The following is an 11,476-nucleotide window of genomic DNA, read 5'->3' on the forward strand; positions in this document are numbered from 1 at the left end:
TTCGGGCGCGAGGGCACCATTGTTACAACGGCTTTAACTGTCACGATACAAGTAATAGTGTACGGTAAATCTGTTAAGTTTCTTACTACTGTTGCTAGTGGCCATCGCCGCTAGTCAGGGGCTGAGATCTTGCACCAGTACAAAAAAACTTAATAACGGAAAGCGCACCTTTAAATTCTCTCATTTGCGTATCGGCGCACGCAACGGAAGGTTTATGTTAAGCTGACAGCTGACCGCTGACGGCTGTTCGCGTAGCGTGCGCGTAGCGCATAGGCTTCTTTAGCAAGGGCTGGGGTTGTGATGATTTTGGGATTAAATGGGCTACTGCTTGTTTCACAAAACCTTGCATGAATGCTGCCCGTTGATTTTGCTGGAATACCTGTTTGAGTTTCTGGGTGAGTTGCTCGGGATTGAACTGTTGCGGGTTAGGACTAGTTTCGCTTTGCTCCTGTTCTTGGAAATACTCAATCAAACTTAGTCCTGCTAATCGGGTTAGATAAGCAGCACTCACGCCCTGTACTGCGCCACCAGCGACATAGGTCAAGGCATGGCTTTTGAGCATATTGCCAATGGCTTGAGTGGAAAGCTCTACTAAGCCTAGTTTTACCATTAAACTACCTAGGGTTTTCGCGGCTTCCTGAGCCTGAGAGAGAGAGAATTTTTGCTGATAAATGTCCCCGAGTTCTGTGACTAATTGGGCGCTAATGGCCGCTGTTGCCAGTAAATCAAGGGCTGGCACTGGGTTAGCAAAAGCGGCAGCTGCTGCAATCCACTGATACTGTTCAATAATTGGTAAAGCGCGATCGCGTCTGAGGTGATTCAATTCTTGCTTGGCTTGAGCTTGTACCCTGGTCATGGCTCTGATGGTACTTGCCCACACTAGCTGTTGCTGTTCTTGGGTCAGGATTTGAGTTAAGCGGTCATTGAGCAAGGTCAGGTCAGGGGTTTGGGGTTCCAACCACTCTTTGACCGAAGCATCTGGCTGATGTTGACGCACTTTCACCGGAGCTGGGTTAGATGCGATCGCTACCACATCTTCTGGGTCTAATCGTCCTAGCACTCGCTGCCGTAAGGTTTGCAAAACCGTAGCCCGTTGTGTAGATAAATACTGATCTTGCTTATTGAGTACTAGTATGGAGCGCTGGTGGGGAGCACTCAGTTGCTGCAAGGCTTGTAACTCGCTGTCGGTCAAATCACCAGCGGTGACAAATAATACTAAATCGGAGCCCAGGGCGATGTCCATAGCGGTGGTTTGTGCTTCGATACCACTATCCTTGACGGTAAACAAGCCTGGTGTTTCTTGGAACTGCACAGACAGGTCAGGCCATGGTTGAGAGTTACTATAGAGGGTTTCGAGAGCTTTAATCAAAGCGGTTTTCCCAACACCCTTATCCCCAGTGACTGCTATTGTTATTTCCTTGCGGTCTAGCTCAGTCTTTAGCTGGGCTACTTGCTCTCGTAGTCTAGCACTGGCATCCCGTGCCTCGGATTCTTGATCGAGCTGAGTAATGATAGTTTCGGTAAATGCGATGGTGTTTTCCACGGCTGCCAGGTCTACTGGGGTTGATCGGGGCAAAGATTCCTGGTTTTGTGACCTCCGCTGCTGCAGAAACCAGAATCCAGTCCCAAATGCGATCGCTCCCCAAAGGGTATACTCACCTAGTTCCATCACTGAGTCGTAGGCACTCTGGGCTAGCCATAAACCAAAAGATAGAACGATTCCCCCAACTAAGATCGGTCGCTGCAACTTAAGCACTATTTAATCCTCCACTATCGGAATTTTGCCCATAATTATTGGTCTGTATCTACGATATCAAGTTACTTGTGGATCGCTGAAGTTGGTAAAGTTAGTAATAACTTAGCTCAGCAAATTCATGGACGTTTTTTTTATTTTATCAGAGTTAATCCGGATTACAAATAATTTTTCTGTATTTATTGCTTGTATTCCTAGTTAATCTCCCCTACTTACCCTTACTGAGATATGGAACCTCTATCTGCTCTAGCTATTGCTAGCCTAGCTTTTATCGGTACGAAAGCTGCGGAAACCACGGTAGAAAAGTTCACTGATGCAGCCCTAGAAAAAGCCAAGCCACTGCGCCAGAAGATTATTGATAAGTTAAGTAGTGATCCCAGGGCTGAAGTTGCTTTGCTAGCTGCTCAAGATGCTTCAGAGACTGATGTTGAAGTTATATCTTATTATTTGCAAGAGGCGATGGAAGAAGATGCTAAATTTGCCCATGAGATTGAAGGATTAGCAAGAGAAATCAATAATTTTAACCAAGTTGAAAGGGAAAACTGGCAAGTATCTGGTGATGTAAATTATAACAAGGTGTCTGGTGATGTAATTTACAATAATAAAAATCAAGATCCAGTAATTAAAGAAGCCGGTAGTGGTAATATGTTCAACATTACTTACAATAATAATCCTGAACCTTATTAGCTGAAGTCGCCTGGGGAGCAGGTTCACCAAATCCAAATTTTAAATTATTACCATTACCAAAAGGAAAGTACCACTACTCCCAAAGATTTAGATCAATCTACAGCTAGTGACAATCTACCATGCCCTTATCAAGGGTTGTTTCATTTCAGTCCCAAGGAAGCGGAATATTTCTTTGGGCGTGATGTTTTTATAGAAGAACTATTTAAAGCGACTCAAACTCGTAACTTTATTCCCGTATTGGGGGCATCAGGTAGTGGGAAATCCTCCGTAGTTCTAGCGGGATTAGTGCCGAAATTAGTAAAAGCCGGACATTGGCAATTTACCCATTTTCGTCCTGGAAAAGACCCATTTATGGCTCTGGCTCAAGCCCTAGTTCCTCTATACAGATCTGACCTGGATTCTACTGACACAATAATCCAAGCTCGTAAGTTGGCTAGATCTTTTAGTGAGGATGAATTACCTTTATCTGATGTCTTTGCCACAATTCACCGGAATCATCCTAACCAGAGAATTTTACTAATTGCTGACCAATTTGAAGAACTCTACACCCTGTGTAGGGATGAGAAAACCCGTCGTCTATTTCTCGATACCCTCTCTAACACATTTCAATCTAGCTCAGCACAATCTTCTTCATCCACAGTGTTAGTAACTACCCTGCGGGCAGATTTTTTAGGGAATGTGTTGTCCTATCCTCCCTTAGCGGATGTCTGGCGCAAGGTGAATGTTCAAATCCGTTCCATGAATCCAGAGGAACTCAGAGACGTAATTGAAAAACCAGCCCAAAAATTAGGAGTTAGCTTTGAAAGCGGACTGGTGGAACGCATTCTCAAAGATGTGGATAAAGAACCAGGTAATTTACCTCTGTTGGAATTTGCCCTAACTGAACTTTGGAAAAAACGCACCAGTAAACAACTAACCCACCAAGCCTATGAAGAAATCGGTGAAGTTTCTGGTGCATTAACCAGCTATGCTGATCGGGAATTTAGTAAACTCAAGCCAGAGGAACAAGAACGGGTAAGGCGGATATTTATCCAATTAGTACGTCCCGGTGAAGGTACGGAAGACACCAGACGATTGGCTACCAAAGTAGAATTAAAGGAGACCAACTGGAAATTAGTTAAAAAATTAGCTGATGCCCGGTTAGTGGTTACCAGTCGCACCGTTGTCACCAGTGCAGAAAATGCTGAACAAGAAACCGTGGAGGTAGTCCATGAGGCTTTAATTCGTAACTGGGGGCAACTGAAAGGATGGATGGAAACAGACCGAGAATTCCGTGCTTGGCAAGAAAGAATCCGAGCAACTATGGGTCAGTGGCAGGAGATGAACCGGGATAAGGGACTGTTATTGCGGGGAGCTGCTTTAGTCCAGGCACAGGAAAAACTTAAAGAACGTCGGGAAGAACTATCCCAAGCTGAACAAGAGTTTATTGGCTTGAGTGAAGCGTTACAAGTTAGGGAAGAAAAGCAAAAGCAGCGTCAGCGTCAAAGAATAATCGGGGGATTGGTAGCATTTTCGATAACTATTTCTGGGTTAGCTGCAACAGTATTTGGGTTATGGCGTGATGCGCTTATCGGTAAAGAAAATGCGAATATTAAAGCTGAAATTGCTAAGTTAAAGTCCCGCTTAGTCTTAGGCGATAAAACCTTGGATGTTCAATTGGATGTTATTAAACTAGATCAAGAATTGCAGCAAGCAAAGAAACCAACGACGGATATTCTAATTAAAGGTGCAAACTTGCTGCAACAGACTGTGTCTCAACGAAGAGAGATTAACCATTTCAGTGGGCATCAGGATTCGGTCTATGATGTAATCTTCAGCCCGGATGGAAAGTACCTCGCTTCTGTTAGTACTGACAAAACGGTGAAATTGTGGACACGAGAGGGGGAATTGCTTGAAACCTTCAGTGGGGTCTGGGCTGTAACCTTCAGCCGAGATGGAAAATACCTCGCTGCAAGTGCTGACAAGACCGTGAAAGTGTGGACGCGAGAAGGGGAATTGCTTGAAACCTTGAGTGGGCATCAGGGTTCGGTCTCTGATGTAACCTTCAGCCCGGATGGAAAATACCTCGCTTCTGCTAGTAGTGACAAAACGGTGAAATTGTGGACTGCCGAGGGGCAATTGGTAGATACCTTGAGGGGGCATCAGGATTCAGTCGTAAATGTAACCTTCAGCCCGGATGGAAAATACCTGGCTTCTGCTAGTTATGACAAGACCGTGAAATTGTGGACTGCCGAGGGGCAATTGCTTGAAACTTTGAGTGGGCATCAGGATTCAGTCTCTGATGTAACCTTTAGCCCGGATGGAAAGTACCTGGCTTCTAAAAGTGCTGACCTTACGGTGAAATTGTGGACTGCCGAGGGGGATTTGGTTAAAACCTTCAGGGAGTCTCAGGATTCGGTCAATGATGTAACCTTCAGCCGAGATGGAAAATACCTGGCTTCTGCAAGTAGTGACAATACGGTGAAATTGTGGACGCTAAAGGGGAAATTGCTTGATACCTTGAGGGGGCATCACGGTCCGGTCGGGGAATTGGTTGAAACCTTGAGGGGGCATCACGGTCCGGTCTATGATGTAACCTTCAGCCCGGATGGAAAATACCTGGCTTCTGCTAGTGCTGACAAAACGGTGAAATTGTGGACGCGAGAGGGGGAATTGCTTGATACCTTGAGTGGGCATCAGGGTTGGGTCCATCATGTAACCTTCAGCCGAGATGGAAAATACCTGGCTTCTGCTAGTGAAGACAAGACGGTGAAATTGTGGACTACTCAGGGGGAATTGGTTGATACCTTGAGGGAGCATGAGCGTTGGGGCAACCATGTAACCTTTAGCCCGGATGGTAAATACCTGGCTTCTGCAAGTTCTGGCAATACGGTGACATTGTGGACAGCAGAGGGGAAATTGCTTGATACCTTGAGTGGGCATCACGGTCCGGTCTATGATGTAACCTTCAGCCCGGATGGAAAATACCTGGCTTCTGCTAGTGAAGACAAGACGGTGAAATTGTGGACTACTCAGGGGGAATTGGTTGATACCTTGAGTGGGCATCAGGATAGGGTCAAGCATGTAACCTTCAGCCCGGATAGTAAATACTTGGCTTCTGCTAGTGCTGACAAAACGGTGAAATTGTGGACTACCCAGGGGGAATTGGTTGATACCTTGATTGGGCATCAGGCTTCGGTCGATCATGTCACCTTCAGCCCGAATGGAAAATACCTGGCTTCTACTAGTAGGAGGGACAAGACGGTGAAATTGTGGACGCCAGAGGGGGAATTGGTAGAGACATTGATTGGGCATCAGGATTGGATCACAGATGTAACCTTCAGTCCGGATGGGAAATACCTCGCTTCTGCAAGTAGTGACAAAACGGTGAAATTGTGGACTACCCAGGGGGAATTGGTAGAGACCTTGATTGGGCATCAGGATAGGGTCTATGATGTAACCTTCAGCCGAGATGGAAAATACCTGGCTTCTGCTAGTGAAGACAAAACGGTGAAATTGTGGACTGCCGAGGGGGAATTGGTTGAAACCTTGATGACGCATCAGGATAGGGGCTATAATTTAACCTTCAGTCGAGATGGAAAATACCTGAATTCTAAAAGTGCTAACGGTACGATGAAGTTATGGAACTTTAACCGAAAGGAACTCCTCAAACAGGCTTGCAATGGGCTAAATGACTACCTAAAAAATAACCCTAATGTGAGTGATGAAAAGCGTTATCTTTGTCGGTTGGAAGCTTCTGCAACAGCTTTACGTTTGCAAGGGGAAGAATTAGCATGGGAGGGTAAGATTGAGCAGGCTATTTATAAATTTAAAAAAGCCTTAGAACTAGACCCCAGTTTAGAGTTTGACCCTCAGACTGAAGCTAGAAAATTTCAAGCATTATTTTGGGTTAATGAAGGGTATAAATTAGCAAAAAAGGGTAAGATTGAGCAGGCTATTCCTAAGTTTGAAAAAGCCTTAGAACTAGACCCCAGTTTAGAATTTGATCCTCAGACAAAAGCGAAACAACTTGCAGCACAATTTTATGTTCATCAAGGGGATAGCTTGGCAATAAATGGTAAGATTGAGCAGGCTATTACTAAGTTTGAAAAAGCCTTAGAACTAGACCCCAGTTTAGAGTTTGACCCTCAGACAAAAGCGAAACAACTTCCAGCACCATTTTATGTTTATGTTCGTGAAGGGGAGAGATTAGCAAGCAAGGGTAAGATTGCTCAGGCGATTACTAAGTTTAAAAAAGCCTTAGAACTAGACCCCAGTTTAGATTTTGATCCTCAGACAAAAGCAAAACAACTTGCAGGATTATTTTATGTTAGTGAAGGGAAGAGATTAGCAAGGAAGGGTAAGATTGATGAGGCGATTACTCAGTTTAAAAAAGCCCAAGAATTCAATGTTTTCTATAGTGAATACCACACTCAAGCAAAACAAAATGCAGCCAAATTTTGGGTTAGTGAATGGAAAAAATTAGCAGAAAATGGTAAGATTGATGAGGTATTAACAAGATACAAAAAAGCTCAAGAACTAGATCCTAATTTAGAAATTTCTGCCAATGATTGGAAGAAACTCTGTTGGGATGGTAGCCTGTATAACCAAGCTGATAAAGTAATGTTTGCCTGTGAAAAAGCCGTTGAACTCGCACCACATGAAGGATATATAAAGGATAGTCGGGGTTTAGCTAGGGCGTTAACGGGTAATATTAAGGGTGCGATTGAAGACTTTGAGCAGTTCATTGCCTGGACAGATAATGAGAAGGCAAAAGCACAACGACAGAGTTGGGTTGACGCTCTCAATAATGGTGAAAATCCTTTTACAACAGAGGTGTTAGAAAGCTTACGCTAATAGTAAGCGGTCAGCGGTCAGCGGTCAGCTATCAGCTTATGGGCTGATGGTACTACTGTTCGGGCAGTGCTGTGGAATGGGCATCTTGGTGGAATGGGCATCTTGGTGGAATGGGCATCTTGGTGGAATGGGCATCTTGGTGGAACTGGCATCTTGCCAGTTTCATGCTTATTTTGGGGCGGGCATCCTGCCCACTCTACTGTTATTGATCCGGCGGGCAGGATGCCCACTCTACTGCTATTCATTCTTTTCCCGATTCCCGATTCCCCACTCCCGATTACCCACTCCCCAAAATCACAAAACCCCGCAAAGATAAAACCTTGCAGGGCTTCATGATATTCTATTTGGTGGCGGGAGGCGGATTTGAACCACCGACCTTCGGGTTATGCGTACCAACTACAACTTTCGTTGCCTGGATCTTCCAGTTTGTGGTCTGGACTGTCCCTTCACCCTCGCCTTAAACGTTAGGGTGCCTGCCTAACCAGTCTCTACACCTTCTCCCTTTGGGAGCTTGGCTCGGGATTACCTCGCTACAGGCTTCCCCGAATTTGACAGGTAAACACACGGAGATTTATCTTCGTGCCGCCCATGCTCAAGCTCGCTATTAAGCGTCTAGCTAACTTGATTGTTGAGCCCGACGAGCTACCAGGCTGCTCTATCCCGCGTCGTCTTTTTAACTATAACACCTAATTTCCAAATGTGGCAAGGGGAAATGGGAAATTTCTGAAATTAATTCTATCAGTGCTTGATGGAGGGAGTAGGGAGTAGGGAGCAGGGAGTAGGGAATCGGGAGTCGGGAGTAGGGAATCGGGAATCGGGAGTAGGGACAATACAACCTCGAATCTCTTTCCCCTCTTGCCTCTTGCCTTTTGCCTCTTGCCTTTTGCCTCTTGCCTTTTGCCTCTTGCCTCTTGCCTCTTGCCTTCGAGATACAAACCCTATAAGCTCAACCCTCAAGGCATAGATAACTCCCCAACCACTTCTAAACGCTTGTATTTACTGAGGTTAATAAACATCGACTCCAAGGTGTCTGCCACGGAAGGAGTAATCCAAGCCATTTGCTTAAGTAGGGCAATGGCTGCAGCATACTTAGGTGATTTGCCGCCATCGAGTACTTTAATGGCTAGACCCATATTCTGGCCAACGCGACCGATACATTGAACCCCTTGTGCTCCGGATTTACTTACCAGTTCTCCTTCGGATAATCGCATCAGTTCTGTATCAAATCCCCCATCCCCAGACACCATCTGGGGATGACTAATCATGGCACGGACAATACGCTCCATGGCCAGATTATTACCAGAAGAGAGCAGAGCGTACAATAATGCCATTTGCCGTAGTTGTAAAAAATAAGTCGGAGCGTTACAGTCGTCGTGAGCCAGAATTAACTCTTGCTCCGGCATCTGTAGCAACTCCGCCACTTGGCTCAAGATTAACTTTTGTACGGGATGGTTGTACTCCAAATAGGTCTTGAGTAGCCACTGCCTTTGTTGACAAACAGCCAACATTCCAGCATGTTTACCGGAACAGTTATGTTGCAGTGAACTTTCCTTGCCTGGGGGAATGGGACACTGTAGTGCTGATGGGTCAACATCACAGCGCCAAAGAATATTAAAGACCTGCCTTACCTGCTCCATCGTGCTGTGATGGGAACCACAGATAATAGCCAAGTCTCGGTCGGTGAGATTGTAACGCTCAAGGGTACCTGTGGTGGTGACCGCTAACGCTTGGAAAGGTTTGAGTGAAGAGCGAATGAATGTTGAGGTTTCTGGGTTACCCGCAACATATAACATCCGTCCCCGGTCATCACACACAACTGCTTGAGCTGAATGAACTGATTCGATAATGCCTTCCCGTAGTAAACGGACTTCTAAGGCTCGTGTTTGAGTACGTTTTCCCCTGGTCATGGATTAGACTTAAAGCTACCCTATAGCTTAGTTGGAGCAATCGAGCTAGGTGGCTGATAACACACGCCAAATGATGTTGCCACCAATCACGACTATAATCAAAAATCCGAACGTCCAGTGTAAACGTTGCAAAATTGGTTGGAGTTCATAAGAAACAATTAAGCGATCGCGAGCCAAAATTTCTGGGGTTTTTGTCCAGGTTTGACCATCATACCAGCCTGACTCCTCGTAGACTATGGTTTCTCTGATCAAGCGATCGCGTACATAGAACCAACCCAGGTATAGCCGCAGCAAACTTAAAATCAAGAAGATACTTGCTCCTGCCCCGCCACAGAGCAGAAACTTGATTATCGCTTTTTGCGGTGGAAAACTGACTGCTGCTATCGGCCCTGAAACCAGCCAGCTCAACCCCCAAACCCAAGTCAGCTTGATCACATAATTTGGTAGTTTCAGCCTTACCCAGTTAAAAAACCAAGATTCTTTTAGTTCTTGGTATTCATTTATGGGTTGCTGCTCTTCTGGAACAGGACATACATAAACGGGAGATTTCATGATTATTCTTTTGTGAGTGCTGCAATTAGGATGCCTGAAACTCAATCTGCTCCGCATGGCCCCAGAATGCTTCGAGATTATAGAATTTCCGTTCTTCAGGCAGCAAGATATGGACAATCACGTCACCGTAATCTTGAAGTATCCAGATTCCCTCTGCTTTTCCTGCTGTTCGCACAGGTAAACGGTTCCATGCCTCTTCTACTTGCTGTTCAATCGACTGAGAGATTGCCCTGACCTGTACCCTAGAAAACCCGGTTACAATTACAAAGTAATCTGTGATGTACGATACCTCTGAGACCGACAAAATCACAATATCTGCACCCTTGCGGTCATCTGCTGCTTGAGCAACGGTTAATGCTAACCCATAGCTAGCATCCTGGTGTTCGGTATCAGGGGTTACTAAGGTGGAGGGCTTATTATTTTGATCTCTCATTAAGCGTTTAATTCCTCGCTTTACAAAACAATCTGTTCTAATAGTAATTAAGTTTTCTTGTGCTTAATCACTTGCTGTACAATTCTTTTCATTTCTTTTCTTTGCTTCTTCATTTGACACTCACACTGCTGTTAACGAAACATTCCTGAAAGATAGGAACGGGGGACTTTAGGCATTTACACAATCTGTCTTACTCTCTCTTTTAGCTGTTGTCTTCCTGGACATCTGTTGAGCCCAGTTTCGAGTCAATATCATACGTTGGTGAATGGGACGAGGACTCTCTAGCAGGAATTTTAAAGAGTAGTCACAGGCTAACCAAACAGTTTTGTATAGATCTTGCTTAGAGAGATTTCGTAAGGCAAGTAAATCCGGTGTATCACCACGACCTGGCTCAATAGTATCAGCAATAAACACCACACAACTGAGGGGGGTCATACCCTCACGCCCTAACGTATGGAGAGCGATCGCTTCCAATACTGCTTCATCTTTGACTCCAAACTGCTCTTGGGCAACAATAGCACTGACATCTGCATGCAATAAGTGAGGCGCGGCTTCACAGACTGGATCGACTTCTATGCCGTTATCTCTAGCCATTTGCAACAAGCGCTCAGGCTTAAAGCATTTGGCTAGGTCGTGCAACAACCCTGCTTGACCTGCCTGCTGAGCATTGAGATGATGAAGCTCAGCGAGTTCAACAGACATCTGTTCAACCCGCAATATATGCTGTAGCCGAGAAGACGGTACATTATCTGCTAACCAGGTCAACACCTGATCACGCATCACCTTAAAAAGCTCCTAAGACATGTAATTGGTAACACTCGCTAATTCTTTTTTTAAGAAAATCTTAACATTTTTTCTTGATATAGCGGATACTACCTGATAGGTCTATTAAAACATTTTCTCAAGACTTTAGCAAGAAAAAGTTATGGCAAAGGGAGTCGGGAGCGGTGCGACCCGTGGCGAATTTAATTCGCCTACGGAAAGCGCACCGAGGGAGTCGGGAATCGGGAGTCGGGAACTTTAGAAGAAAAATTCTCACAATTCCTGCAGGTATTACTATATAGGGGAATGAGTTACACAGGATTTTTTCCCTGTTTCCTGTTATCCGTTATCCGTTATCTGTTATCCGTTATCCGTTATCTGTTATCTGTTATCTGTTATCTGTTATCTGTTATCTGTTCCCTATTCCCTGTTCCCTAAAACCCAATTTGTAGGTTACCTAATTGAAAATTGCTATAGCAATCATTTAGGATTGCTATAGAAAAAAAACCTTAGCCATCAGCTAAATCGGGAAACACTTCTCGGACA

At 44.9% G+C, this 11,476-nt stretch carries 11 protein-coding genes; 4 read left to right on the top strand and 7 right to left on the bottom strand.

What is annotated here, in order from left to right:
* Positions 1-217 precede the first annotated feature (217 nt).
* Positions 218-1,756, bottom strand: a complete 1,539-nt coding sequence (locus F6J99_RS33190) for a DUF697 domain-containing protein (protein ID WP_365974758.1) — start codon at positions 1,754-1,756, stop codon at positions 218-220.
* Between the two features lie 225 nt (positions 1,757-1,981).
* On the opposite strand from F6J99_RS33190, the gene F6J99_RS33195 reads away from it, so the two are divergent.
* The 3 genes from F6J99_RS33195 to F6J99_RS33205 all read left to right on the top strand — a co-directional run bounded on the left by F6J99_RS33195 (position 1,982) and on the right by F6J99_RS33205 (position 7,592).
* Positions 1,982-2,440 (top strand): hypothetical protein, encoded by a 459-nt coding sequence (locus F6J99_RS33195; RefSeq protein ID WP_293119451.1) that lies wholly within the window; start codon positions 1,982-1,984, stop codon positions 2,438-2,440.
* A gap of 135 nt (positions 2,441-2,575) precedes the next feature.
* On the top strand, positions 2,576-7,276 hold the full coding sequence (locus F6J99_RS33200) for a tetratricopeptide repeat protein (protein ID WP_293119453.1): 4,701 nt from the start codon (positions 2,576-2,578) through the stop codon (positions 7,274-7,276).
* Positions 7,277-7,322: 46 nt separating this feature from the next.
* Positions 7,323-7,592: a hypothetical protein gene (locus tag F6J99_RS33205; protein ID WP_293119455.1), complete on the top strand. Its 270-nt coding sequence runs from the start codon at positions 7,323-7,325 to the stop codon at positions 7,590-7,592.
* Positions 7,593-8,014: 422 nt separating this feature from the next.
* Here the strand turns inward: F6J99_RS33205 and F6J99_RS33210 are convergent, their stop codons facing one another.
* The 6 genes from F6J99_RS33210 to F6J99_RS33235 all read right to left on the bottom strand — a co-directional run bounded on the left by F6J99_RS33210 (position 8,015) and on the right by F6J99_RS33235 (position 11,207).
* On the bottom strand, positions 8,015-8,233 hold the full coding sequence (locus tag F6J99_RS33210; protein WP_293119457.1) for a hypothetical protein: 219 nt from the start codon (positions 8,231-8,233) through the stop codon (positions 8,015-8,017).
* Positions 8,230-9,183 (bottom strand): asparaginase, encoded by a 954-nt coding sequence (locus F6J99_RS33215; protein WP_293119459.1) that lies wholly within the window; start codon positions 9,181-9,183, stop codon positions 8,230-8,232. Before F6J99_RS33215 ends, F6J99_RS33210 begins: the two co-directional genes overlap by 4 nt.
* 45 nt (positions 9,184-9,228) lie before the next feature.
* The gene (locus F6J99_RS33220; protein WP_293119461.1) at positions 9,229-9,735 is read right to left on the bottom strand and encodes a CGLD27 family protein; all 507 of its coding nucleotides are present in this window, start codon (positions 9,733-9,735) and stop codon (positions 9,229-9,231) included.
* A 25-nt stretch (positions 9,736-9,760) separates the two neighbouring features.
* The gene (rsfS, locus tag F6J99_RS33225; RefSeq protein ID WP_070392641.1) at positions 9,761-10,168 is read right to left on the bottom strand and encodes a ribosome silencing factor; all 408 of its coding nucleotides are present in this window, start codon (positions 10,166-10,168) and stop codon (positions 9,761-9,763) included.
* A 168-nt stretch (positions 10,169-10,336) separates the two neighbouring features.
* Positions 10,337-10,948 carry a bis(5'-nucleosyl)-tetraphosphatase (symmetrical) YqeK gene (gene yqeK / locus F6J99_RS33230; protein ID WP_070392642.1) on the bottom strand — a complete coding sequence of 204 codons (612 nt, stop codon included), beginning with the start codon at positions 10,946-10,948 and terminating at the stop codon, positions 10,337-10,339.
* A gap of 121 nt (positions 10,949-11,069) precedes the next feature.
* Entirely contained in the window at positions 11,070-11,207 is a 138-nt protein-coding gene (locus F6J99_RS33235; RefSeq protein ID WP_293119463.1) for a hypothetical protein, read from the bottom strand.
* Between the two features lie 29 nt (positions 11,208-11,236).
* Here F6J99_RS33235 and F6J99_RS33240 point away from each other — a divergent pair, with 29 nt between their 5' ends.
* Positions 11,237-11,368: a hypothetical protein gene (locus F6J99_RS33240; RefSeq protein WP_293119465.1), complete on the top strand. Its 132-nt coding sequence runs from the start codon at positions 11,237-11,239 to the stop codon at positions 11,366-11,368.
* Positions 11,369-11,476 lie beyond the last annotated feature (108 nt).

The sequence above is a fragment of the Moorena sp. SIO4G3 genome (genome assembly GCF_010692305.1).
In the GTDB taxonomy this organism is placed as follows: domain Bacteria; phylum Cyanobacteriota; class Cyanobacteriia; order Cyanobacteriales; family Coleofasciculaceae; genus Moorena; species Moorena producens_A.

Bases quoted from the DNA above. Each gene is read 5' to 3' on its own strand.
- F6J99_RS33195 (WP_293119451.1), top strand. From the start codon at position 1,982: ATGGAACCTCTATCTGCTCTAGCTATTGCTAGCCTAGCTTTTATCGGT.
- F6J99_RS33205 (WP_293119455.1), top strand. From the start codon at position 7,323: ATGGTACTACTGTTCGGGCAGTGCTGTGGAATGGGCATCTTGGTGGAA.
- F6J99_RS33215 (WP_293119459.1), bottom strand. From the start codon at position 9,183: ATGACCAGGGGAAAACGTACTCAAACACGAGCCTTAGAAGTCCGTTTA.
- F6J99_RS33220 (WP_293119461.1), bottom strand. From the start codon at position 9,735: ATGAAATCTCCCGTTTATGTATGTCCTGTTCCAGAAGAGCAGCAACCC.
- rsfS (WP_070392641.1), bottom strand. From the start codon at position 10,168: ATGAGAGATCAAAATAATAAGCCCTCCACCTTAGTAACCCCTGATACC.
- yqeK (WP_070392642.1), bottom strand. From the start codon at position 10,948: ATGCGTGATCAGGTGTTGACCTGGTTAGCAGATAATGTACCGTCTTCT.
- F6J99_RS33240 (WP_293119465.1), top strand. From the start codon at position 11,237: ATGAGTTACACAGGATTTTTTCCCTGTTTCCTGTTATCCGTTATCCGT.